The following is a 23765-nucleotide window of genomic DNA, read 5'->3' as shown; positions in this document are numbered from 1 at the left end:
ATGAAAAGCCTGACCAGACAGATTTTCATCGCTGGCCTCGCTATGGCCGGCCTCGCCTTTCCGGCGGTCGCCTCCGCTCAGGGAGCCGCCAAGGTCGGTGCGTCGGCCCCGGCCTTTCAGGCCGTGGATGCCGACGGCAAGACCCGCAACCTCTCCGAGTTCGCGGGCAAGACCGTGATCCTCGAATGGACCAACCACGAATGCCCCTATGTGCGGAAGCACTACAACAGCGCGACCATGCAGACGCTGCAGAAAGACATGGCGAAGGAAGGCGTCGTCTGGCTCTCGGTCATCTCCTCGCCGCCGGGCGAGCAGGGCTATGTCGACGGTGCCAGGGCAAAGGAGCTGACGGTCCAGCGTGACGCGGCGCCGGCCGGCATTCTGCTCGATCCGAAGAGCCAGGTGGCGCGGGCCTATGGCGCGCAGACCACGCCGCATATGTACATCATCGATCCCAAGGGCACGCTCGCCTATATGGGCGCGATCGACGACAGGCCGTCTTCCGCAGCCTCGAGCCTCAAAGGCGCCAAGAGCTATGTCCGCCAGGCGATCGCGGAGCTGAAGGCCGGCAAGCCTGTTTCTGAGGCGAGCACCAAGGCTTATGGCTGCGTCGTGAAATACGCGCCGCTGAGCTGAGGCTCAAAGCCGTCATTCTCGGGCGGAGCGCAGACCCGAGAATCTCCGGTAAGAGTTGCTCGGGTCAGGCCCGGGCATGACGGTCTGCTGTCGCGTGGTTATTGCGAGCGCGGGCCGAGATCGCGCGGGGCGGCGTTGATCGTCACGATCTGGCCGTTGCGCAGCTCCAGCACGGCAAGCCCGCGTTCCACTTGCCCGTCCGGCCGGAAGCGGAAGACGCCGTCGGCGCCGGCAAAGCCGGAGGCATTGGTCAGAACGCTCTCGGAAAAGCGCTGCGAGCCCTGCGTGCGGGCCAGCGCTGCTGACAGCGAAACCGCGTCATAGGCGAGCGTCGCGGTGCGGGTCGGTGCGCTGTTGAAGCGCTGCTGGTAGCGCCCGGCGAAGGCGTTGAAGCCGGCAGTGTCGGGCGAGGCGAACCAGCCGCCCTGGATCGCCGGCACGCGTGCGATCCCTGCATCGTTCCAGACGCCGGTGCCGAGCGGCTTCACCTTCGCGGGATTGTAGCCGGCTTCCTGCAGGAACTGGCCGAGCGTCGGCATAGTATCGGCGGCGGCGGGCACGAACAGCGCGTCCGCCTGCTGCAGCGAGGGCATCAGCCGCTGGACCGCGCCGCGCATCGCCGCGGGATCGGCGCCGAAATGCTCGATCGCGGCGACACGGCCGCCTCTGCTGGCGACGGCCTGCTGGAAAGCTGCCTCGACGACCTTGCCATAGGCGGTATCGGGGAGGAGGGCGGCATAGGATTTCCGGCCCTGCTGGCTGGCATAGGCGATGACGCGGTTGACGTCGTTCTCGGGCGGGAAGGAGAGCAGATAGACGCCGCGCGAGGCGACGCTGGTGTCGCTCGAGAAGGCGATGATCGGACGATTCGCACCGCGCGCCACCTGCGCCGCCGCTTGCACCGAGGGGGCGAAGAGCGGGCCGATGATCAGTTCCGCCCCTTCCGACAGCGCTTCCTGCGCTGCCGCACGCGCGCCTTCCGGCGTGCCGCGGTCGTCCTTCACCAGGAGCGTGAGATCTGCGTTCGGAAACTCGGCCAGCGCCATCTCGGCGGCGTTCTTCAGCGAATTGCCGACGACCGCGCCCTGCCCTTCCGCCGTCAGCGGCAGCACGAGGCCGACCTTGACCTTGCCGTTGCCGATGGTCTGCCCGGTCGGTGCCCCGCCCGGCGCCGAATCGAAGCCCGGCAGGCCCGAGGTGCCGCCGCCGCAGGCGGCCAGCGTGAGCGGTAGAAGAACCGCGAGAGCCCGTGCCTTGAACCGCAGGACCGGCGCGACATACCGATGATGCAACACGGGCGATCTCCAGTCGTGGCCGGGCAGGCAGGCGCTCGCCCGGCGATGAGTTCCAGCGGAAGAATCGCCCCGCCGGACACGTGCCAGTGCGGAATCTTATTTTCAAGTTGTTAACTATGGGTTGCACACGCAGCGGGACGTTGTGCCATGGCGCGGCGGCTGCCGCTGTGGCAGCGTGGCGCGATGTCGAACGATGCCGCCGCCCGCCCTCCCAGCTACACCGCCTTCGGCCTGCGCGCCGAGGCCGAGCCGCTGGCGCCGGGCCTGCACATCGTGGCCACCCCGATCGGAAACCTGCGCGACATCTCGTTCCGGGCGCTGGCGACGCTCGCCGCCGCCGATGCGATCCTGGCCGAGGATACCCGCACCTCGAAGACGCTGCTGGCGCATTACGGTATCTCGACGCCGCTCCTGCCCTATCACGAGCACAATGCCGCGCAGATGCGGCCGAAGGTGCTGGCGAAACTGCGCGAGGGCGGCAAGCTCGCCCTGATCTCGGACGCCGGCACGCCGCTGGTCTCCGATCCCGGCTACAAGCTCGTGGCCGAGCTGGTGGCTGAAGGCCTGCCGGTCACCGGCATTCCCGGCCCTTCCGCGGTGCTGGCGGCGCTGGTGCTGGCGGGGCTGCCGACCGACCGTTTCTTCTTCGAAGGGTTCCTGCCGCCGAAATCGGGAGGACGTCGCACGCGGCTGACCGAACTTGCCGCCATTCCCGGAACGCTGGTCTTCTTCGAATCGCCCCGCCGCCTCGCCGAGATGCTGGCCGATGCAGCCGCCGTGCTGGGCGCGAGGCCGGGGGCTGTCGCGCGCGAACTCACCAAGTTCTACGAGACGGTCAGGCGCGGCACCCTTCCAGAGCTGGCCGCCCATTATGATGGCGAGGAGGAGGCGCGCGGCGAGATCGTCGTGATCATCGGCCCGCCCGGCGCCACCGAGCTCGTCCCGACCGATGATGTGATCGACGAACGGCTGCGCGTGGCGCTGGCCAGGGTCTCGCTGAAGGAGGCCGTCGCGCAGGTCGCAGCCGAGACCGGCCAGCCGCGCCGGAAAGTCTACGCGCGCGCCCTCGAACTCACCCGCGACCATCCGTGAGCGGAGCGGCGGCCGATCCGGGCAAGCGCAGCCGCAAGGCAAGACGCTCCGGGCTTACCGGCCACCGCGCCGAATGGCTCGCCATCCTCTGGTTGACCGCGAAGGGCTACCGGCTGCTCGAACGGCGCTTCGGCGGCAAGGGCGGCGAGATCGATCTCGTGATGAAGCGTGGCCGCACCGTGGCCTTCGTCGAGGTCAAGGCACGTGGCCGGCTGGAGGATGCGCTGACTTCGGTGACCCCGGAAAAGCGCCGTCTCGTCGAGCGGCGCATCCGGCACTGGCTCGCGCGCAACCCCTGGGCGAACGATCATCATCTGCGCGCCGATGCGGTGTTCCTGGCGCCCTGGCGACGGCCGCGCCATGTGCCGGCCGCCTTTGCGCTCGTCCTGTGACGCAAGAGCATTGCGCAAAAAAGTGGGTGCCGGTTTTTGCTGCAGAAATGCTCTAAGATTTTAAGATCGATCACGTTTTTCGAATTTTGACGATTCCGTCAGAATGCGACGTGATCGATGCCACCCACTTGCAGGAACCCCGCCCGCGGCCCGATAAGAACCGGCCGCAACAGGAAGGCCTGCCATGACTCTCTCCGTCGCTATCCAGATGGACCCGATCGAGCGCATCCGGATCGCCGGGGACACCGGCTTCTCCCTGATGCTGGAAGCGCAGGCGCGCGGCCACACGCTCTACACCTACACCCCCGACAAGCTCTCGATGCGCGACGGCAAGGTCACGGCGCCGATGCGCCCGGTCACCGTGCGGGATGCCGAGGGCGATCATTTCACGGCGGGAGCCGAGGAGAAGATCGATCTCTCGACGCTCGATGTCGTCCTGCTCAGGCAGGATCCGCCTTTCGACATGGCCTATGTCACCACCACGCATATGCTGGAGCGCATCCATCCGAAGACGCTGGTGGTCAACAACCCGGCCGAAGTCCGCAACGCGCCGGAGAAGATCTTCGTCACCCATTTCCCGGAGCTGATGCCGCCGACGCTGATCACCCGCGACAAGGCCGAGATCGAGGCCTTCCGCGACGAGCATGGCGAGATCGTCATGAAGCCGCTCTACGGCCATGGCGGCGCGACGGTGTTCAAGACCAGCAGGACCGACCCCAATTTCGGCTCGCTCTTCGACCTGTTCAGCAATCTCTTCCGGGAACCCTGGGTGGTGCAGGGCTTCATCAAGGAGATCACCGAGGGCGACAAGCGCATCATCCTGATCGACGGCAAGGCGGCGGGCGCGGTCAACCGCGTCCCGGCGGTGGGCGACCTGCGCGCCAACATGGTCCGCGGCGGCGCTGCCCGGCCGACCGACCTGTCGAAGAAGGAGCTTGAAATCTGCGAGGCGATCGGCCCGGCGCTGCGCGAACGCGGGCTGCTGCTCGTCGGCATCGACGTCATCCACGGCAAGCTCACCGAGATCAACGTCACCGCGCCGACCGGCGTGCGCGCCATCAAGAAGCTCGGCGGGCCGGATCTGGCGGCGCAGCTCTGGGACGTGATCGAGTCGAAGCGCTGAGCCACGCCTGGCTTCTGATGGAGTGAGCCCTCATCCTGAGGGCAGCCTCAGGCTGCGTCTCGAAGGATGATCTAACTTGCTCCGGAGCTTCCTGCATCCTTCGAGACGCTATTCCTTGGGAATGGCTCCTCAGGATGAGGGCTCGGAGGGCTGGATTAGACTAAGCCGCGACGCTGCCGCCGCTCAGCGGGTTCATCTCGTCCCAGCCATAGCGCAGCGTCTCGAAGCGCATCGTCAGCGCGTCGAGCAGCAAGAGCTTGCCGACCAGTGGCTCGCCGAAGCCGGTGACGGCGCGGATCACCTCCAGCGCCATCAGCGAGCCGAGGACGCCCGGCAGGGCGCCGAGCACGCCGGCTTCCGCACAGGTCGGGATCGAGCCGGGAGGCGGGGCCTCGGGGAAGAGGCAGCGCCAGGTTGGATTCGGCACGCCGTCCGGGCCGGTTTCATGGGCGCGGATCGTGGTCAGCGAACCGTCGAAGCGCCCCAGCGCCCCCATCACGACCGGCCGGTGCTCGTGGAAGCAGGCGTCGGAGACGGCATAACGCGTCGCGAAATTGTCGGAACCCTCGGCCACCACGTCGTAGAAGGCGATCAGCGCGCGGGCATTGTGCGGGTCGATGCGGGTGACATGCTCCTCGACCACGACGTTCGGGTTGAGATTGCGCACGAAGCGGGCGGCTGCGACAGCTTTGTGGGCGCCGATATCCTCGGTCGTGAAGATGGTCTGGCGCTGCAGGTTCGAGAGCGAGACGATGTCGTCGTCGACGATGCCGATCTTCCCGACGCCGGCTGCGGCGAGGTACTGGATCAGCGGCGCGCCCAGTCCGCCGGCGCCGATGACGAGCACGCGCGCATTCTTCAGCTTCTGCTGCCCCGGGCCGCCGATCTCCGGCAGCACGATATGGCGCGCATAGCGCTCGATCTCGTCGTCGCCCATCATCATCACGGCAGCGTAAGACCACTGCCGAACTTCGGCAATCGGCATGGTCGATTGCGGCATCGCCGAGCATGAACTTTGGCTGGCTTGGCCGCGCCGCCGAGCCATGCCATCGTGTCGCCATCGAGGGCCGGACAACGGCGCCCGGCTTCAAAGGGGATCGGTTCATGCGTCTGGGTTCTTTTGCGGCGGCACTGGCCGGTGTTGCGCTTTCGGCTGTGGCGGCGCTGGCGCAGCAGGCGATCAAGCCGGCCGTGGTCTATGACAAGGGCGGGAAATTCGACAAATCCTTCAACGAGGGCGTCTTCATCGGCGCCGACAGGTTCAAGAAGGAGACCGGCGTCGATTTCCGCGATTTCGAGCCGACGAACGATGCCCAGATCGAGCAGGCACTGCGCCGCTTCGCCCGCGACGGCCATTCGCCGATCATCGCGGTCGGCTTCTCGCAGGCAACTGCGCTGCAGAAGGTCGCGGCCGAATTCCCCAACCTGAAATTCACCATCATCGACATGGTGGTCGACCTGCCGAACGTGCAGTCGATCGTCTTCAAGGAGCATGAAGGCTCCTATCTCGTCGGCCTGCTGGCCGCGATGGCCTCGAAGACCGGCAAGGTCGGTTTCGTCGGTGGCATGGATATTCCGCTGATCCGCAAATTCGCCTGCGGCTATGTCCAGGGCGTCAAGGCGGGCAAGGCCGATGCCGAGATCTACCAGAACATGACCGGCTCGACGCCCTCGGCCTGGGCCGATCCGGTCAAGGGCGGCGAACTCGCCAAGTCGCAGATCGATCGCGGCGCAGATGTGATCTACCACGCCGCCGGCGGCACCGGCATCGGCGTGCTCAGGGCCGCGGCCGATGCCGGCAAGCTCGGCATCGGCGTCGATTCCAACCAGAACGCGCTCCATCCCGGCAAGATCCTGACCTCGATGCTCAAGCGCGTCGACGTCGCCGCCTACAACTCCTTCAAGGCTGCGCAGGACGGCTCGTGGAAGCCGGGCATCTCCGTGCTCGGCCTCAAGGAAGGCGGTATCGACTGGGCGCTGGACGACGCCAACAAGGTGCTGATCACGCCCGAGATGAAGGCCGCGGCCGACAGGGCAAAGGCCGACATCATCGCCGGTACGGTGAAGGTCCACGACTACATGTCCGACCAGAAATGCACGATGTGAGCGAGGGATCGTGCCGACGGGACCGAATGATGCGCGGAGAACCCTTCTCCCGTGTGGGAAAAGGGCAGGGATGAGGGCACGCCCTATCCGTAGAAGGTGCAGCGGCGGTCGCCTCGCCCCAACAATCAGCGGCGGTCCCTCACCCCTACCCCTCTCCCATCCAGGAGAGGGGTTCTACGTCGTGGTTCCCGTGCGATGATGGAGACCGTCTCGCCACCCGCCATTGAGCTCGTCGGCATCTCCAAGCGCTTCGGCCCGGTCGCTGCCAACAGGGACGTGTCCCTCTCGGTCGCGGCCAGCTCGATCCACGGCATCGTCGGCGAGAACGGCGCCGGCAAATCGACGCTGATGTCGATTCTCTACGGCTTCTACGAGGCCGATGACGGCGAAATCAGGATCGCCGGCACGCCGCGCCGCATCCGTTCCTCGGCGGATGCGATCGCGGCCGGGATCGGCATGGTCCACCAGCACTTCATGCTGGTTGAGACGCTGAGCGTGGTCGAAAACGTGGTGCTCGGCGCCGAAGGCGGCACCTTCCTCACGGGCGGACTCTCGCAGGCGCGGGCGGCGCTGGCCAGACTCTCGCAGGACTATGGCCTCGTCATCGATCCCGATGCGATCGTCGGCGAGCTTTCGGTCGGCCTGCAGCAACGCGTCGAGATTTTGAAAGCGCTCTATCGCGGTGCGGAGATCCTCATCCTCGACGAGCCGACGGCGGTGCTGACGCCCGCCGAAGCCGATCAGCTCTTCGCCCTGCTCCGGGCGCTGAAGGCGCAGGGCAAGACCGTCATCCTGATCACCCACAAGCTACGCGAGATCATGGATGTCACCGACAAGGTCTCGGTGATGCGCCGTGGCGAGATGGTCGCCCATGTCGCGACCGCCGAGACCTCGCCGCCGGAACTCGCCGAGGCGATGGTCGGCCGGCGCGTGCTGCTGCGGGTGGAGAAGCCGCCGCGCGAGCGCGGTGCGCCCGTCCTGGAGGCGGTCGGCCTGTCCTGCCGTGATGCGCGCGGGGCTGACACTCTTCGGGACGTTGGCTTGACCCTCCATGCCGGCGAGATCGTCGGCATCGCCGGTGTCGCCGGAAACGGCCAGAGCGAACTCCTTGAAGTGCTGGCCGGGCTGCTTCAGCCGACGCGCGGTGTCATCCGCCTTGGCGGCGAGATCCTGTCGGGCACAGATCGCCATCCGGCGCGGCTGCGCGAGCGCGGGCTGATGCATATCCCCGAGGATCGCCATCGCAGCGGCCTCGTCACCGCCTTCTCGGCCGCCGAGAACGCGATCCTCGGCTATCAGCATGATCCCGCCTTCGGTCCCGGCCCGCTGCTGTCGCCCGCCCGGATCGAGGCCCATGCCCGCGATGCCTTCGCCGCCTATGACGTGCGCCCGCCCGATCCGGCGCTGAAGACGGCAAAGTTCTCCGGCGGCAACCAGCAGAAGATCGTGCTCGCCCGTGAGATCGAGCGCCATCCCAAGGTTCTGCTGGTCGGGCAGCCGACGCGGGGCGTGGATATCGGCGCGATCGAGTTCATTCATCGTCGTCTGATCGAACTGCGCGATCAGGGCGTCGCGATCCTGCTGGTGTCGGTCGAACTCGAGGAGGTGATGGCGCTCTCCGACCGAATCATCGCCATGTGCGGCGGCCGGATCACCGGCGAGCGGGCCGGGTCCGGTGCCGATGAGCGCGAACTGGGCCTGCTGATGGCTGGCGTCGAGGAGGCCGCATGATGGAACAGAGGCTGACATTGGTGACGCTCGGCGTCGCCGATCTGGAGCGCTCGCGGCGATTCTATGGCTCGCTGGGTTGGCGCGAGATCGAGCCGCGGCAGGGCAGCGTCGCCTTCTTCCAGCTGAACGGCATCGGCCTGTCGCTGTTTCCGCGGGCCGAGTTGGCGGGGGATGCGCAGGTGGCGGACGGGCCGGCCGGGTTTTCCGGCATCACCCTCGCCCACAACCTGCGCAGCGAGGCGGAGGTCGATGCCCTGTTCGCGGAGATGGTCGCGGCGGGGGCGACGGCAGTGAAGACGCCCCGGAAGGTGTTCTGGGGCGGCTATTCCGGATATGTCGCCGATCCCGACGGCCATCTCTGGGAACTCGCCCATAACCCGTTCTTCCCGCTGGACTCGCTGGCAACGTGACGCTCGCCGGATGACGGCCCCGCTCAACCTGCCGCGCTGGGCCGATGTCGCGCTGGTGCCGCTGGTATCGGTCGCTGCCGCGCTGCTTGTGGCCGGGCTCGTCGTGCTCGGCATCGGCGAGAACCCGCTGGAAGCGACGACGCTGCTGCTGCGCGGCGCGTTGGGCAGCGCTGAGGGCATTGGCTTCACGCTGTATTACACGACGAATTTCATTTTTACGGGGCTTGCCGTGGCGGTCGCCTTCCATGCCGGGCTGTTCAACATCGGCGGCGAGGGGCAGGCGACCATAGCCGGCGTCGCGATGGCCGTGGCCTGCCTCGGCCTCTCCTGGGCGCCGGGCATCCTCGCGGTCCCGCTCGCTGTCCTGGCGGCGGCGGCGGGCGGCGCGTTCTGGGCCTTCATCCCTGGCTGGCTCCAGGCGAAGCGCGGCAGCCATGTCGTCATCACCACGATCATGCTGAATTTCGTCGCGGCGACGCTGATCGTCTACCTCCTGCGCGAGGTGATCGGGAAACCCGGCTCGATGCAGCCGGAGACGCCGGATTTTCCGGCCCAGGCGGTGCTGACGCCGATGCATCAGCTTCTCGCTCCGCTCGGGCTGAGCCTCCCTTCAACCCCGCTCAACAGCGCCTTCCTGCTGGCGTTGATGGCGCTCTTCGCCGTCTGGCTGCTGATCTATCGCTCGCGGCTCGGCTACGCGATCCGCACCGTCGGAGCCAATCCGCGCGCCGCTGCCTATGCCGGCATCTCGCCGGCTGCCGTCACGATGGTCGCGATGGCGATCTCGGGCGCGCTCGCCGGCGGCCTCGCGGTCAATGAGGCGCTCGGCGTGCAGCATCGGCTGGTGCTTGATTTCACCGCCGGCTACGGCTTCGTCGGCATCGCCGTCGCCTTGATGGGGCGCGGCCACCCCGTGGGCGTCGCGCTCGCGGCCCTGCTCTTCGGCGTCCTCTACCAGGGCGGGGCGGAACTCTCCTTCGACAAGCCGGCGATCACCCGCGACATGGTGGTCGTGATCGGCGGCGTCCTCATCCTCTTCGCCGGAGCGCTCGACGGGCTCTTTCGCCGGCTGGTTGCGGGTGTGCTGCGCATCGGCCGGGGTGCCGTCTGATGGATTGGCTCCAGACACTCGCCGTCGTGCTCGATTCGACGATCCGGTTGTCGATCCCGCTGATCTGCGCGGCGATGGCTGGTCTGTGGTCGGAGCGGGCCGGCGTCGTCGATATCGGCCTCGAGGGCAAGATGCTGATCGGGGCCTTCGCCTCGGCGGTCGCGGCCTTCGTCACCGGCTCGGCCTGGATCGGTCTTGGCGCCGGCATCCTCGCGGCAGTGGCGCTGGCGCTGGTCCACGGCTTCGCCGCCATCACCTGGCGCGGCAACCAGATCGTCTCCGGCGTCGCCATCAACATGCTGGCTGCGGGTCTCACGGTTGTCCTCGGCAATGCCTGGTACGGGCAGGGCGGGCGCACGCCCTCGCTGGAGGGTGCCGCACGCTTCGGCGAGCTGACGCTGCCCTTCGCGCCCTGGGCGCGGGAGCACGTTCCGATTCTCGGCCTGCTCTATGACGAGGTCGTCTCGGGCCATGCCGTGCCGGCCTATCTTGCCTTCGCCTGCGTTCTCCTGACGGCCTTCGCGCTGGGCCGGACGCGCTTCGGCCTGCGCATCCGTGCCGTCGGCGAGAATCCGGCTGCGGTCGATACCGCCGGTATTTCCGTTGCCGGTCTGCGCTATGGCGCGGTCGCGATCTGCGGCGTGCTCTGCGGCATCGGCGGCACCTATCTCGCCGTCGCGCAATCGGCCGGCTTCCTGCCGCATATGACGGCCGGGCGCGGCTTCATCGCGCTTGCCGCCGTCATCTTCGCGAATTGGCGGCCCTGGCCGGCGCTTGGCGCCTGCTTGCTCTTCGGCGTGCTCGACGCGGTCGCAATAAGGCTTCAGGGTGTGACATTGCCGGGTATCGGCCTCGTGCCGGTGGAAGCGATCCAGGCATTGCCCTATCTGATGACCATCGTCCTGCTCGCGGGCTTCATCGGCAAGGCGACGCCGCCCAAGGCCTCCGGCCTGCCCTATGTCAAGGAACGCTGATTTGCCGGCCGCGCCCGATTTCGACACGCTCTTTGCCGCGGCCGCGGCGATCCAGCCGCGCGCCTATGCGCCCTATTCGCGCTTCAAGGTGGGTTCCGCGCTCCTCGGCGATGACGGCGCGGTGTATGCCGGCTGCAATGTCGAGAATGCCGCCTATCCGGTCGGCACCTGCGCAGAGGCCGGCGCCATCGCCGCGATGGTCGCCGGGGGTGGGCAGGCGATCCGCGCAATCCTCGTCTTTGGCGACGGCGCTGAACTCGTTACGCCATGCGGCGCCTGCCGCCAGCGCATCCGCGAATTCGCCATGCCCGAAACGCCGGTGGCGATCGCGGGGCCCGAAGGCATCCGCGCGCGTTTCACCCTGGCGGAGCTGTTGCCAGCCTCCTTCGGACCGGCCAATTTGCCGCGGTGATTTGCGACGGCTGCTGCGGTGGCCGGGGAGAGGGACTGATGGCGGCCGATCCGGTGTTCGATGAGGCGGCATCCGTGCTGGCCGAGCGTGGCGTAGACACGATCGATTGCGCGCTTGTGCTGGGCACCGGCCTCGGCTCCATCGCCGAGGATGTGCAGGATGCAGTGCGGATCCCCTATGCCGAATTGCCCGGCTTTCCGCGCGGCGAGGTGTCCGGTCACGCCCGCCAGCTTTGCTACGGCACGCTGCATGGCCGCAAGGTTCTGATCTACCAGGGCCGCGCCCACTATTACGAGGGCGGCGATCCGGCCGTCATGCGTGTTCCGCTCGGTGTTCTCACGGCCTTCGGCTCGCCACCGCTGATCCTGACCAATGCGGCGGGATCGCTGTCCCCCGCCATGCGGCCGGGCAGCCTCGCCCTCATCACCGACCATATCAATCTCAATGGGCCCAATCCGCTGGTCGGCGACAAGGGCGACGGCCGTTTCGTCCCGATGGTCGATGCCTATGACCCGCATCTGCGCGGCCGGCTGAAGCGGGCTGCGCAGAAGGTGGCGCTGCCGCTCGGCGAGGGCGTGTACATGTGGTTCTCCGGTCCGAGCTTTGAGACGCCGGCAGAGATCCGCATGGCGAAGACGCTCGGCGCCGATCTCGTCGGCATGTCGACGGTGCCGGAGGTCATCCTGGCGCGGCGCCACGACATCCGCGTCGCCGGGCTCTCCATCGTCACCAATATGGGCGCCGGCCTGCAGGGCGGCGCGCCGCACCATGCAGAGACGCGCGATGTCGCGGCTGTGGCGGCCGGCGCGCTGCGGCGCCTGCTGCGCGCCTTCCTTTCGGAGCTCTGAACCATGTCGGATGCGGATACCGCCAGGCGCGCGCTCGCGCTACTCGATCTGACCGATCTCGCCGACGTCGCGACCGCCGACGGCGCGCGCGACCTGTGCCGGCGCGCCGTCTCCGGCCCGGTGCCGGTCGCTGCCGTCTGCCTCTGGCCGCGCTTCGTCGCCGTGGCGCGCCAAGCGCTCGGCGACAGCCCGGTGCGCATCGCGACGGTGGTGAATTTCCCGGAGGGCGACACCCCGATCGCGCCCGCCATCCGCGAGACCGAGGAGGCGCTCGAGGCTGGCGCGGACGAGATCGACTTTGTCCTGCCCTGGCGCGCCGTGCTGGCCGGGCAGCTCACCACAGCGGGCGCCATGATCCGCAACGTCAAGATGCGCTGTGGCGACAAGCTGCTGAAGGTCATCCTGGAATCCGGCGAATATCCCGATCTCGACAAGGTCAGAGTCGCGTCCGAGCTCGCCATCGCGGCCGGCGCCGATTTCATCAAGACCTCGACGGGCAAGACCGCGCGCTCGGCCAGCATTCCGGCGGCGCGCGCCATGCTCGGCGTGATCGGCATGACAGCACGCCCGATCGGGCTCAAGCCCTCGGGCGGGATCCGAACTCTGGCGGATGCCAAGAGCTACCTTGCTCTCGCCGACGCGATGATGGGCCCGGACTGGGCGACGCCCGCGACTTTCCGTTTCGGTGCGAGCGGTCTCTACACCGCGCTCATCGAGGAAATCGGCGGCGCTGCGCCCGGAGCGCCGCCGCGTGGGAGCTACTGAATGCGCCTGACCCAGGAGATCATCGCCGCCAAGCGCGACGGTGCCGAGCTGCCCGATGCCGATATTCGCCAGATCATCGCCGGTTTGACCGATGGCTCGGTGAGCGAAGGACAGGCGGCCGCCTTCGCCATGGCGATCTATTTCAACGGCATGAACGAGAAGGAGCGCGTCGCGCTCACCCTCGCCATGCGCGATTCCGGCACCGTGCTGCGCTGGGATGATCTGCCCGGCCCCGCCCTCGACAAGCACTCGACCGGCGGCGTAGGCGACACGGTGAGCCTGCCTTTGGCGGCTGCGGTGGCGGCCTGCGGCGGCTACGTCCCGATGATTTCCGGTCGCGGCCTCGGCCATACCGGCGGCACGCTCGACAAGCTGGATGCCGTGCCGGGCTATGTCACCCAGCCGGGCATCAATCTGTTCCGCAAGGTCGTGCGGGAGGTCGGCTGCGCCATCATCGGCCAGACCGCCGATCTCGCCCCGGCCGATAAGCGGCTCTATGCCATCCGGGACGTGACGGCGACGGTCGAAACGATTCCGCTGCTGGTCTCCTCGATCCTGTCGAAAAAGCTCGCCGCCGGGCTGCACGGCCTCGCCATGGATGTGAAGTTCGGTTCCGGTGCTTTCCTGCCCGACTACGCCAAGGCACAGGCGCTGGCGCAGGCTCTCGTCGCCGTCGCCAACGATTCCGGGCTGCCGACACATGCGCTCTTGACCGATATGGACGAGCCGCTGGCCTCGGTCGCCGGCAATGCGCTCGAGGTCGCCTATGCGCTCGACCATCTGACCGGCCGCCGCCGCGAGGCGCGCTTCCATGAGGTCACGGTCGCGCTGGGCGCCGAGATGTTGCTCCTGGGCGGGCTTGCCGCCGATCTCGATGCGGCGCGCGAAAAGATCGAGAATGCCTTCGCCTCGGGTGCGGCGGCCGAGCGCTTCGCGCGGATGGTGGCGGCGCTCGGAGGACCGGCGGACCTGCTGGAAAAGCCGGCAAATCATCTCGCCGCTGCGCCGATCGTGAAGCCGGTCTTCGCCGAAACGGCCGGGTCGGTCATCGCGGTCGACACGCGCGCGGTCGGGCTTGCGGTCGTCGCGCTCGGTGGCGGCCGCGTCCGCCCACAGGACCCGATCGACCATGCCGTCGGCATCGTCGAACTGGCTGGCATTGGAACCGAGATTGGCGCGGAGCGCCCGCTCGGGATCATCCACGCGCGCGACGAGGCGCACTTCGCCGCGGCGAGTGCGCGCTTGCGCAAGGCCTATCGGATCGGTGAGGGTGCGGCGCGCGGCCGGCTCGTCGCGGAACGGATCACGGAGAGGGTGTCGGCATGAGTTTGCTTCTGGCCATGACGGGCTGGCATGTCGAGGACTGGCGCGCCAGGTTCCAGGCGCTGCTGCCGGAGATGCCGATCGTGGTTCTCGGCGAGCCCTTCGACCGCCGCGCCGTCCATTATGTGGCAAGCTGGAAGCACCCGGCCGGCAGCCTGACCGGCCTGCCCAATCTCGCTGCGATCTTCTCGCTTGGCGCCGGCGTCGATTTCCTGTTCGCCGACGACAAGCTGCCGGCGGTGCCGATCGCCCGCGTCGTCGATCCCGATCTGACCACGCGGATGAGCGAGTACGTCGTGCTGCACTGCCTGATGTATCTGCGCCAGCAGCACCGCTACCTCAGCCAGCAGCGCGAAAGGCTCTGGGAGGACGATCGCAACCAGCCAGCGGCCCGCTCGGTTCGCGTCGGCATCATGGGGCTGGGCGAACTCGGGCAGGATGCCGCCGCCAAGCTCAAGGTCATCGGCTTCGACGTGGCCGGCTGGAGCCGCTCGCCGAAGAGCATCGAGGGGCTGTGCACCTTCTCAGGTGAGGAGGGCATGAAGGAGTTCCTGGCGCGGACGGACATCCTCGTCTGCCTCGTGCCGCTCACGCCGGAGACGCGCGGCATCATCGACGCCGGGCTGATCGCAGGGCTGGCGCAGGATGGTCGCCTCGGCGGTCCATTCGTGATCAATGCCGGCCGCGGTGGCCTGCAGGTGGAAGAGGATATCCTGGCGGCGCTCGAATCCGGCACGCTGAAAGGGGCAACGCTCGATGTCTTCGAGACCGAGCCGCTGCCGACCGCCTCGCCGCTCTGGACCCATCCGGGCGTGACGATCACGCCGCATAACGCGGCCATGTCGGAGCCTGAAGCGATCGCTTCGCTGATCACGGCGCAGATCAGGCGCCTGGAAGCCGGCGAGCCCCTGCAGCATGTGGTCGATCCGGCCAGGGGATATTGAAGGATCGGCCGCCTCTGCGGCTGTTCATCTCCAGTCCTCATCCTGAGGTGCCGCGAAAGCGGCGTCTCGAAGGATGGTTCGAGCGCGACCGGAAGACACAGGCTTCGCCTGCTCGCCACGATGAGGGCTGGTGAGTTCAATGCCCCGTCACCGAACGGTCGCCGCGCTGTCGTCGGGCCGCAATCCGGGCGGGTGAAGCGGGTTGGTCATTTCCAGCCCGGAGAATTTCATGCGCTCGTCGCTCGTCATTGCCCTGCTCCTGTCCTCGACCATGCTCGCCGGGGCCCAGGACGCCCAGAAGGAGTTTCCGTCGAAGCTCGTCGGTCACGCCCTGCTGCCGGCGAACACGATCATCCCGGCTCCTGCCGATGCGCCGGCCGATCTCAAGGTGTCCGGCAAGTTCGTAACCCCGGGCAAGCGCGTCGAAACCGTCGGTTCGGTGATGGGCACCTCGGGCGGCCGCCCGACAGGTCTTTCCACGCCCTTCGCCGGCCAGCCCGTGCAGGGCTTCTCCGGCATCCGCTCGCTCGGCAATGGCGAGTTCCTCGTCCTGACCGACAACGGCTTCGGCTCCAAGGTCAATTCGCCCGACGCGATGCTGTTCTTCCATCGTCTCAAGGCCGATTTCGACAAGGGCGCGATCGAGCGTCTCTCGACCACCTTCCTGCACGACCCCGACAAGAAGGTGCCGTTTCGCATCGTTCATGAGGGCACCGACAAGCGCTATCTGACCGGCGCCGATTTCGATCCCGAGTCGATCCAGCCGATCGGCGGCAAGTACTGGATCGGCGAGGAGTTCGGCCCCTACCTCATCCGCGTCGATGCCAACGGCAAGGTCGAGGCGGTGTTCGAGACCACCGTCGACGGCAAGCCGGCCCGCTCGCCCGACCATTACGCCGTGACGACGCCCGGCGCACCGAACCAGTCCGTCGAATTCAATGTCCGCCGCTCCAAGGGCTATGAGGGCATGGCGCAGTCTCCCGACGGGCGCTTCCTCTACCCGCTGCTGGAGGGGCCGCTCTGGAACGCCGAGACCAAGGGCAATGAAGAGGTCGACGGCAAGGAAGTGCTGCGCATCCTCGAATTCGATGTCGCCAACGAGAAGTGGACCGGCCGCTCCTGGTTCTTCCCGCTGGAGCAGAAGGGCCTCGCCATCGGCGACTTCAACATGATCGACGCGACGACGGCGCTGATCATCGAGCGCGACAACGGCGAAGGCACTGCCGACAAGGCCTGTGCCGCCGGCCAGAAGGGCCCGGACTGCTTCCACGACCTCGCCAAGTTCAAGCGCATCGTGAAGATCGAGATGACCGACGCCAATGTCGGCAAGCCCGTGCGCAAGATCGGCTTCATCGACCTGATGAAGATCGCCGACCCCGACAAGAAGGCGAAGCAGGGCGCCATCGACGGCGTGCTGCCTTTCCCGTTCTTCACCATCGAGAACGTCGACGTCGTCGATCTCGCCAAGGGCATCATCGTCGTCGGCAACGACAACAACCTGCCGTTCTCGTCCTCGCGTGATCCCAAGAAGGCGGATGACAACGAACTCGTCCTGCTCTCGGTGAAGGAACTGCTCGACGCGAAGTGAGAACGCCCGCATCGCTGGCTCGGTTGGGCGCAGCGATGCGGCTCATGTCGTCTTGCCCGGCGGTCGGATTCGATCGGCCGCCGGGCGTTCCTACTCTGTTCTTGAGCTATTGCTGACCTGAGCGTATAATAAAAATGACCAAGCGCCTCATGCGCGAGGCGTAGTGGTTGGATGATCGTCACCGATGGAGGTGATCATGTTGACCGCGAATACGAATGCCAGGCGACCGCAGGACTGGTGTAATCTGATCCTGGCCGGGCTGCTGTTCTTCTCACCATGGTACATGGGCTTCGTCGGCGACTTCGTGCCGACGCGCAATGCATGGATCGTCAGCGTGGCTCTCGCCGTGATTGCGGTCGCTGCGCTTTCGGCTTTCGCCGAATGGGAGGAGTGGCTGAATCTCGCGCTCGGACTCTGGCTGGTGGCCTCGCCCTGGATGCTCGGCTTCACCGGTAACCTCCGCGCCTTCTGGCCTCACATGATCGTCGGCCTGCTGACTGCGGCGATCTCGGGCTGGGCAGTCTGGGATTATCGGCACGAGCCGCACGCGACGGCGTAGGGAGCTTCGCGCTTCCCGCCGCTTCAGAAATCGACCCGGCGCGATCTAGCTGCGTAGCGCGCCGGGGCCGGCCACAGCGGCCGGCGGGCATTTGCCCGAGATGATCATGCCCAGCACCTCGTCCTGGGTGACGTCGGCAGTGCGCGCCGTGCCGACGACCTTGCCATTCTTCATCACCGTGACGCGGTCGGCGAGATCGAAGACATCGTGCAGGTCATGGCTGATCAGGAAGATGCCGATGCCCTGCTTCTTCAACTGCAAGATCAACTCCGCCACCTGCTTCGTCTCGGCCGGGCCGAGTGCCGCCGTGGGCTCGTCCATGATCAGCACGCGGGCGTTGAAATAGATGGCGCGCGCGATCGCGACCGACTGGCGCTGGCCGCCCGAGAGCGCCTTCACCGGCTCCTTGAAGCGGCGGAAATGCGGGTTGAGTCGACCCATCACCTTGCGAGTCTCGGCCTCCATCGTTGCATCGTCGAGCGTGCCCCAGCCGGAGAGTAGCTCGCGACCGAGGAAGATGTTGGCGGCGGCATCGACGTTATCGGCAAGCGCGAGCGTCTGATAGATCGTCTCGATGCCCTGCTGCTTGGCGTCGCGTGGGCTCGTGATCGCTGCTTCCTCGCCATTCACGCGGATCGTGCCGGCATCGGCGCGGTAGGCGCCCGACAGAATCTTGATCAGCGTCGACTTGCCGGCGCCGTTGTGGCCGAGCAGGCCGACGACCTCGCCCGGCATCAGGTCGATGCTCGCACCATCGACGGCCTTGATGCCGCCGAAGGCGATCGAGATGTCGCGCATCTCGATCAGCGGCGTGCCCTGGCCCGGATGGGTGTCGGCGAGACCAGCCGATTCCGTGATGCTCATCGCTCCCTCCTCAGCTCAGCCGCTTGCGGTAGACCCCGTCGAGCCAGACCGCGAGGACGAGGACGATGCCGACGACGATGTTCTGCAAGGGCGCATCGACGCCGATCAGCACCATGCCGGACTGCAGCGACTGCATCACCAGCGCGCCGAGCATGGCGCCGACGATGGTGCCGACGCCCCCCGCCAGCGAGGTGCCGCCAATGACGGCGGCAGCGATGACATAGAGCTCGTCGAGCGTGCCGGCGGCGTTGGTCGAGGCGTTCAGGCGCGCCGTCGAGATGCAGGCGGAGATGCCGACGAGCACACCCATCAAACCGAAGACCAGCATCAGCACCTTGCGCGTGTTTACGCCGGAGAGCTGGGCCGCCTCGGGGTTGCCGCCGATGGCGAAGACGTAGCGGCCGAAGCGCAGGCGGTTGGCGATGAAGGTGATGATGACGCCGACCGCGAGCGCGATCAGCACGGGAACGGCGAGCCCGTGGCCGATGGTCAGGCCGCCCTCAGGCCATATGCCGCCTTTCGCCTCGGTGACGCGCCGGGCGATGCCGGCGGGCAGCGCATAGGCGTTCGCCACCATCACCATCGCCAGAACCGTGGCGCAGCCGAGGCCGGCGATCGTGATCTCGGCCCAGAGCGGGCGCAGCAGGAAGCCGAAGCGCTTGCGCCGGCGCCGGATCAGCGCCGCGCCGATTGAGATCGCGGCGCAGAGCGCGATGCCGATCGCCCAGGAGGCGCTTGTGCCGATCGCGCCCTCGACGCCGCCGCCGAGCGGGCGGAAGCGCGAATCCATCGGCGCGATGGTCTGGCCCTGCGTCACCCACCAGGCCGCGCCGCGCCAGATCAGGAGGCCGCCGAGCGTGACGATGAAGGAGGGGATGGCGAGATAGGCGATCAGCGCGCCCTGCAGCAGCCCGACGAACCCGCCCAGCGCCATCGCGAGCAGCAGGCTGACGACCCAGGTCAGCGGGTGCTCGAAGCCCCAGATCTCGGGCAGGAGCCGGACCTGCACGAGCCCGACCACCATGCCGACGAAGCCGAGCATCGAGCCGACGGAGAGGTCGATGTTGCGGGTGACGATGACCAGCACCATGCCGCAGGCCATGATCGCGATCGAGGCGGTCTGGACCAGCAGATTCCAGAGATTGCGCGGCGTCAGGAAGGCGCCGTCCGACAGCCAGTTGAAGCCGAGCCAGATCACCGCGAGCGCGGCGACCATGCCGATCATGCGCGGATCGAACTCGATCTCGCGCAGACGATCGGCAAGGCCGCGCTCATCCTGCACCTGCTTGGCCGGCGCGGGTGCCACGTCAGAGCCGGACGATGTCAGATGGGATCGCATAGCGACCCCATCTGACATCCGAATCCGTCTCTCATCAAAAATCTGGAGCGCGAAAAACCGGTTCCCAATTTATCGCAGCCTGCTCTAGTCACAGGCCTTGACCTTGCCGGACGCGACGCCCTGGCAAACCGCCGATTTCGGTGCCCAGCCGGCCTCGATCACGACGGCGAGGTTGTCCTTCGTCACCGGCACGGGCTTGAGGAAGAGCGCCGTCATCTTCTGCTTGGACGGGCCCTGGTCCCAGGCAGCCGAACCTGGGATCTCCGAGAGCTTGGCGCCACCTGCGAGCTTCAGTGCAATCTCGGCGGCGTTGCGACCGAGCTCGCGCGCATCCTTCCAGATCGTCACGGTCTGGGTACCCAGCGCCACGCGGTTGAGCGCCGCGCGGTCGGCATCCTGGCCGGAGACAGGCACGGAGCCGGAGAGCCCCTGTGCATCCATCGCCGCGATGGCGCCGCCCGCCGTGCCGTCATTGGCGGCGATGACGGCATCGACCTTGTTCTGGTTGCGCGTCAGGATCTGCTCCATGTTGCGCTGGGCGTTCGCCGGCAGCCAGCCATCGGTGAAGGCTTCGCCGACATTCTTGATCTTGCCGCCGTCGATCGCGGGCTTCAGCACCTCGATCGAGCCCTGATAGAGGAAATTGGCGTTCGGGTCGGAGCTCGAGCCCTTGATGAAGACGTAATTGCCCACCGGCTTCGCCTTCTGGATCTCGCGCGCCATCATGCGGCCGACCTCGACATTGTCGAAGGTCAGGTAGAAGGCCTGCGGGATCTCGATCAGGCGGTCATAGCCGACGACGCCGATGCCCTCGTTGACCGCCTTCTCGACGGCGGGACGAATGGCCTGCGCGTCCTGCGCCAGCACGATGATCGCCTTGGCGCCGCGCGCGATCAGGCTCTCGACATCGGTGAGCTGCTTGGCCGGCGATGACTGCGCATCGGCGGAAAGATAGGTGCCGCCGGCTTTCTCGACCGCCGCCTTGATCGCGGCCTCGTCGGTCTTCCAGCGCTCTTCCTGGAAGTTCGACCAGCTGACCCCGATGACCGGGCCTTTCGATTGCCCGAAGGCGCTTGCGTGAACGGATAGGGCGGCAACGGCGATGCTCGCCGCGAGGACGAAACGCTTCATCACACTGACCTCCTGAGCTTCCTCTGCCGCAGACTCTCAGGCTTCTCCGAGCCCCCAAGGCGTCCGGCGCACGAAGCTCAGCCTAGCCGCCGGAGACTGTCAAGCAGGCGAAGGGACGGCTCGGGCAGCGTCAGACGACTCGCTTGTCGGGAGAGTCGCAAAGGTCGTTCTGGATGCAGCGCCCGCATTCGGGCCTCAGCGCCTTGCAGGTGTAGCGCCCGTGCAGGATCAGCCAGTGATGGGCATGCCGGCCGAACTCCTGAGGGATCGCCTTCTCCAGCCCGAGCTCGACCTGCAAGACGTTCTTGCCCGGCGCGATCCTGAGCCGGTTCGAGACGCGGAAGACATGGGTGTCGACCGCATGGGTGATCTCGCCGAAGGCGATGTTGAGCACGACATTCGCGGTCTTGCGGCCGACGCCCGGCAGGCTTTCCAGCGCCTCGCGCGTGGTCGGCACCTGCCCGCTGAACTCCGCGATCAACTTCTCGCAGAGCGCGATCACGTTCCTTGCCTTGGTGCGGAAGAGGCCGATCGTCTTGATGTAGTCGCGCACCTTGTCCTCGCCGAGCGCCAGCATCTTCTCCGGCGTGTCGGCGATGGCGAAGAGCGGGCGCGTTGCCTTGTTGACGCCGGCGTCGGTCGCCTGCGCCGAGAGCACGACGGCAACCAGCAGCGTGAAGGCGTTCACGGATTCCAGCTCGCCTTTCGGCTCGGGATTGGCGGCTTGGAAACGCGCGAAGATCTCGCGGATTTCGGCCGGCTTGCGGGCGCGCGGCAAAGTGATGCGCTTGACGGGGGCGCGGGGGCGGGCGGGCCTGTTCTGCGGGTCCATGACGGCGTTATAATGCCGCCATGGACCCCGGCAAGAGCCCTGCCAGCGAGATTCCTGCCAGCGGCAGCACCGACGCCATGAGGCGCCCGGTCTTCGACGCGACGATCACGCCGCATCGCTCGCTCGGCCAGAACGGCTTTCGCATCGTGATGACGTTGGTCTGCCTGGCGAGCCTGATCTCCTCGATCCCCTTCGTCGTGCTCGGCGCCTGGCCGGTCGCTGGCTTCTTCGGCCTTGACGTGCTCGCGCTGTTCGTCGCCTTCCACGTCAATTTCCGGCATGCGCGTGCCTTCGAGCGCATCGTGGTGACGCCGCTGGAGGTCTTGCTGCGCAAGGTCTCGCATCACGGCCGCGAGGCGATCTGGCGCTCCAACCCCGCCTGGACGCGGCTCGAACGTCAGACCGATGAGGATTACGGCCTGCTCGGCCTCACGCTGGTCTCGCGGGGCCGGAGCGTCGCGGTCGCCACCGCGCTCTCGCCGCGGGAGCGCGCCGGCTTCGCGGATGCGTTGGGAAAGGCGCTGGCGAGCGCCCGGCGCGGCCCCGATTATGGCGCATCCTGAGACGATCAGCCCCTGCGGGCGAGCCAGATCGTGTGGCCGCCGCAGCTTGCATCCTCGACGACATGCGCGACCACGGAGAAGCCGTTCTCCGCCAGAAGCGCGCGGTACTCCTCCGGCGCCAGGCTGCCGTGATAGAGCGGCTCGCCTTCGAAGGAGCCGATCGCTTCGCCATGCGAAGGTCCGCTGGTGAACATCAGCGCTGCGGTCGCGGTGGCGTGTTCGGCAAAGACCGGGAACATCGCCCGCTGGTCCTCCGGCGTCAGGTGGAAGAAGCTGTCCCAGGCGACCAGCCCGTCGAAGCGGCGGCCGAGCGCAAGTCGGCGCATGTCCTGCACATGCCATTCGGCCTGCGGGAAACGCTGACGGCACAGTTCGACCAGCGCGGCGGCAGAGTCGATGCCGGTGATGGCGCGGTTCCTGCCGAGGAAGTAGCGGGCGATCGGCTCGCCCGAACCGCAGCCGATATCGAGGATGGCGGCATGCTCCGGAACAAACGCGAGGAAACGGTTGAGCCACGCGCCTTCGAACAACGTCTTGCCGCGCAGCCGGTCGAAGGCAGCGGCGTGTCGCTCGTAGAGATCGATGATAGCGCTGGAGGCGGTCGCCATTGTCCGTCCAAAATATGGGGGTCTCTTGGGCTCGGAAACTATAGCGGCTGCAAGCCAGCCCTTGTCAGCTTTCGGGTGGGAACGGCATGGTTGGCGCCCTAGATTCGCATCATGACGAATGATGCGAGGTTTCAAGCCATGAACGCTCATGCTCCGATGAAAACGGCGATGACCCCGACGCGTTTTTCCAATGCGGTGCTGGCGCGCGCTGCCGAAGCCATGCCGAGCGAGGCCGATTTCCCCGCCGTGGCGCCGGGCTCGGACTACGATACGGTCCGCCGCATCCTGGCCTTCATCACGCATAACTGGCGCGAGCAGCCGACCATCGAGGCGATCGCGGATGCGGCCGGCGCAACGCCGACCGATGTCCACCATCTCTTCCGGCGCTGGTGCGGCCTGACGCCCAAGGCCTTCCTGCAGGCGATCACGCTCGACCACGCCAAGGGCCTGCTCGCCTCCTCGGCCAGCATCCTCGACACTGCGCTTGAAGTCGGGCTTTCCGGCCCCGGCCGGCTGCATGACCTCTTCGTCACGCATGAGGCGATGTCGCCCGGCGAATGGAAGCTCGGCGGCGAGGGGCTGAAGCTCTCCTATGGCTTCCATGCCTCTCCCTTCGGTGAGGCGCTGATCGTGGTCACGGATCGCGGGCTCGCGGGGCTGGGCTGGGTCTCCAACAGCGTCGATGGCGGCAAGGTCGTCGGTGGGCGCGCCGAGGCTCTGGCCGACATGATGCGCCGCTGGCCGCATGCCGGTTATCACTACGATCCGGTGCTGACGGCGCCCTATGCCGCCCGCATCTTCGAGCCCAAGGCCTGGACGGCCGAGACGCCCTTGCGCGTCGTGCTGATCGGCACGGATTTCGAGGTCAGGGTCTGGGAGACGCTGCTCCGAATCCCGGTCGGCTGTGCCACCACCTATGGCGACGTCGCCAGCCATATCGGCAAGCCCAGTGCCGCGCGCGCCGTCGGCATGGCGGTGGGCAAGAACCCGATCTCCTTCGTGGTGCCCTGCCACCGCGTCATCGGCAAGTCGGGTGCCCTCACCGGCTATCACTGGGGCCTGACGCGCAAGCGCGCCATCCTCGGTTGGGAAGCGGGTCAGGCGATCACTGGCTGAGCT

The 23765-nt window shown here is 67.2% G+C and carries 25 protein-coding genes; 18 read left to right on the top strand and 7 right to left on the bottom strand.

Annotation, left to right across the window (positions count from 1 at the left end):
* On the top strand, window positions 1–636 hold the full coding sequence (locus tag AB4Z16_RS03920; protein ID WP_441510002.1) for a thioredoxin family protein: 636 nt from the start codon (window positions 1–3) through the stop codon (window positions 634–636).
* Window positions 637–734: 98 nt separating this feature from the next.
* Here the strand turns inward: AB4Z16_RS03920 and AB4Z16_RS03915 are convergent, their stop codons facing one another.
* Window positions 735–1931, bottom strand: coding sequence for a penicillin-binding protein activator (locus AB4Z16_RS03915; RefSeq protein ID WP_441510001.1), 1197 nt, complete (start codon window positions 1929–1931; stop codon window positions 735–737).
* 183 nt (window positions 1932–2114) lie between these two features.
* On the opposite strand from AB4Z16_RS03915, the gene rsmI reads away from it, so the two are divergent.
* The 3 genes from rsmI (at window position 2115) to gshB (ending at window position 4538) form a co-directional block, all read left to right on the top strand.
* Window positions 2115–3023 carry a 16S rRNA (cytidine(1402)-2'-O)-methyltransferase gene (gene rsmI / locus AB4Z16_RS03910; RefSeq protein ID WP_441510119.1) on the top strand — a complete coding sequence of 303 codons (909 nt, stop codon included), beginning with the start codon at window positions 2115–2117 and terminating at the stop codon, window positions 3021–3023.
* A complete protein-coding gene (locus tag AB4Z16_RS03905; protein ID WP_441510000.1) occupies window positions 3020–3415 on the top strand; it encodes a YraN family protein in 396 nt (131 codons plus the stop codon). The genes rsmI and AB4Z16_RS03905 overlap by 4 nt, the downstream gene beginning before the upstream one ends.
* A 184-nt stretch (window positions 3416–3599) precedes the next feature.
* Window positions 3600–4538: a glutathione synthase gene (gene gshB, locus AB4Z16_RS03900; RefSeq protein WP_441509999.1), complete on the top strand. Its 939-nt coding sequence runs from the start codon at window positions 3600–3602 to the stop codon at window positions 4536–4538.
* A 160-nt stretch (window positions 4539–4698) separates the two neighbouring features.
* Here gshB and AB4Z16_RS03895 read toward each other — a convergent pair whose 3' ends face one another.
* Complete coding sequence (locus AB4Z16_RS03895; RefSeq protein ID WP_441510118.1) at window positions 4699–5481, bottom strand: HesA/MoeB/ThiF family protein; 783 nt, start codon at window positions 5479–5481, stop codon at window positions 4699–4701.
* A 161-nt stretch (window positions 5482–5642) separates the two neighbouring features.
* Here AB4Z16_RS03895 and AB4Z16_RS03890 point away from each other — a divergent pair, with 161 nt between their 5' ends.
* From AB4Z16_RS03890 to AB4Z16_RS03835, 12 genes are all read left to right on the top strand, one after another.
* The gene (locus AB4Z16_RS03890; RefSeq protein WP_441509998.1) at window positions 5643–6644 is read left to right on the top strand and encodes a BMP family lipoprotein; all 1002 of its coding nucleotides are present in this window, start codon (window positions 5643–5645) and stop codon (window positions 6642–6644) included.
* A gap of 195 nt (window positions 6645–6839) precedes the next feature.
* Window positions 6840–8375 carry an ABC transporter ATP-binding protein gene (locus AB4Z16_RS03885; protein WP_441509997.1) on the top strand — a complete coding sequence of 512 codons (1536 nt, stop codon included), beginning with the start codon at window positions 6840–6842 and terminating at the stop codon, window positions 8373–8375.
* Window positions 8372–8785, top strand: coding sequence for a VOC family protein (locus AB4Z16_RS03880; protein ID WP_441509996.1), 414 nt, complete (start codon window positions 8372–8374; stop codon window positions 8783–8785). Before AB4Z16_RS03885 ends, AB4Z16_RS03880 begins: the two co-directional genes overlap by 4 nt.
* A gap of 10 nt (window positions 8786–8795) precedes the next feature.
* Window positions 8796–9896 (top strand): ABC transporter permease, encoded by a 1101-nt coding sequence (locus tag AB4Z16_RS03875; protein ID WP_441509995.1) that lies wholly within the window; start codon window positions 8796–8798, stop codon window positions 9894–9896.
* Complete coding sequence (locus AB4Z16_RS03870; RefSeq protein WP_441509994.1) at window positions 9896–10870, top strand: ABC transporter permease; 975 nt, start codon at window positions 9896–9898, stop codon at window positions 10868–10870. Before AB4Z16_RS03875 ends, AB4Z16_RS03870 begins: the two co-directional genes overlap by 1 nt.
* Before the next feature lies 1 nt (window position 10871).
* Window positions 10872–11282, top strand: a complete 411-nt coding sequence (locus AB4Z16_RS03865; protein WP_441509993.1) for a cytidine deaminase — start codon at window positions 10872–10874, stop codon at window positions 11280–11282.
* A 38-nt stretch (window positions 11283–11320) separates the two neighbouring features.
* Window positions 11321–12130 (top strand): purine-nucleoside phosphorylase, encoded by an 810-nt coding sequence (locus AB4Z16_RS03860; RefSeq protein WP_441509992.1) that lies wholly within the window; start codon window positions 11321–11323, stop codon window positions 12128–12130.
* 3 nt (window positions 12131–12133) lie between these two features.
* Complete coding sequence (gene deoC / locus AB4Z16_RS03855; RefSeq protein ID WP_441509991.1) at window positions 12134–12895, top strand: deoxyribose-phosphate aldolase; 762 nt, start codon at window positions 12134–12136, stop codon at window positions 12893–12895.
* Window positions 12896–14221, top strand: coding sequence for a thymidine phosphorylase (gene deoA, locus AB4Z16_RS03850; RefSeq protein WP_441509990.1), 1326 nt, complete (start codon window positions 12896–12898; stop codon window positions 14219–14221). It begins immediately after the preceding gene.
* Window positions 14218–15162 (top strand): 2-hydroxyacid dehydrogenase, encoded by a 945-nt coding sequence (locus tag AB4Z16_RS03845; RefSeq protein WP_441509989.1) that lies wholly within the window; start codon window positions 14218–14220, stop codon window positions 15160–15162. Before deoA ends, AB4Z16_RS03845 begins: the two co-directional genes overlap by 4 nt.
* Before the next feature lie 229 nt (window positions 15163–15391).
* Entirely contained in the window at window positions 15392–16750 is a 1359-nt protein-coding gene (locus AB4Z16_RS03840) for an esterase-like activity of phytase family protein (RefSeq protein WP_441509988.1), read from the top strand.
* Between the two features lie 196 nt (window positions 16751–16946).
* Window positions 16947–17309, top strand: coding sequence for an SPW repeat protein (locus AB4Z16_RS03835; RefSeq protein ID WP_441509987.1), 363 nt, complete (start codon window positions 16947–16949; stop codon window positions 17307–17309).
* A 45-nt stretch (window positions 17310–17354) separates the two neighbouring features.
* On the opposite strand, the gene AB4Z16_RS03830 is transcribed toward AB4Z16_RS03835, so the two are convergent.
* The 4 genes from AB4Z16_RS03830 to nth all read right to left on the bottom strand — a co-directional run bounded on the left by AB4Z16_RS03830 (window position 17355) and on the right by nth (window position 21475).
* Entirely contained in the window at window positions 17355–18173 is an 819-nt protein-coding gene (locus AB4Z16_RS03830) for an ATP-binding cassette domain-containing protein (RefSeq protein ID WP_441509986.1), read from the bottom strand.
* A 10-nt stretch (window positions 18174–18183) separates the two neighbouring features.
* Window positions 18184–19512 carry a sugar ABC transporter permease gene (locus AB4Z16_RS03825; RefSeq protein WP_441509985.1) on the bottom strand — a complete coding sequence of 443 codons (1329 nt, stop codon included), beginning with the start codon at window positions 19510–19512 and terminating at the stop codon, window positions 18184–18186.
* Window positions 19513–19596: 84 nt separating this feature from the next.
* Window positions 19597–20643, bottom strand: a complete 1047-nt coding sequence (gene xylF, locus AB4Z16_RS03820; RefSeq protein WP_441509984.1) for a D-xylose ABC transporter substrate-binding protein — start codon at window positions 20641–20643, stop codon at window positions 19597–19599.
* A gap of 130 nt (window positions 20644–20773) precedes the next feature.
* Window positions 20774–21475 carry an endonuclease III gene (gene nth, locus AB4Z16_RS03815; protein WP_441509983.1) on the bottom strand — a complete coding sequence of 234 codons (702 nt, stop codon included), beginning with the start codon at window positions 21473–21475 and terminating at the stop codon, window positions 20774–20776.
* Window positions 21476–21495: 20 nt separating this feature from the next.
* Between nth and AB4Z16_RS03810 the strand changes: the two genes are divergently transcribed.
* Window positions 21496–22038 carry a DUF2244 domain-containing protein gene (locus AB4Z16_RS03810; RefSeq protein ID WP_441509982.1) on the top strand — a complete coding sequence of 181 codons (543 nt, stop codon included), beginning with the start codon at window positions 21496–21498 and terminating at the stop codon, window positions 22036–22038.
* A 5-nt stretch (window positions 22039–22043) separates the two neighbouring features.
* Here the strand turns inward: AB4Z16_RS03810 and AB4Z16_RS03805 are convergent, their stop codons facing one another.
* The gene (locus AB4Z16_RS03805) at window positions 22044–22646 is read right to left on the bottom strand and encodes a class I SAM-dependent DNA methyltransferase (RefSeq protein ID WP_441509981.1); all 603 of its coding nucleotides are present in this window, start codon (window positions 22644–22646) and stop codon (window positions 22044–22046) included.
* Window positions 22647–22865: 219 nt separating this feature from the next.
* On the opposite strand from AB4Z16_RS03805, the gene AB4Z16_RS03800 reads away from it, so the two are divergent.
* The gene (locus tag AB4Z16_RS03800; protein WP_441510117.1) at window positions 22866–23762 is read left to right on the top strand and encodes a methylated-DNA--[protein]-cysteine S-methyltransferase; all 897 of its coding nucleotides are present in this window, start codon (window positions 22866–22868) and stop codon (window positions 23760–23762) included.
* The last annotated feature ends 3 nt before the right edge of the window (window positions 23763–23765 follow it).

The organism is Allobosea sp. TAF32 (genome assembly GCF_052113585.1).
Classification (GTDB): Bacteria; Pseudomonadota; Alphaproteobacteria; order Rhizobiales; family Beijerinckiaceae; genus Allobosea.
This window is presented reverse-complemented; position numbering and strand designations above follow the sequence as displayed.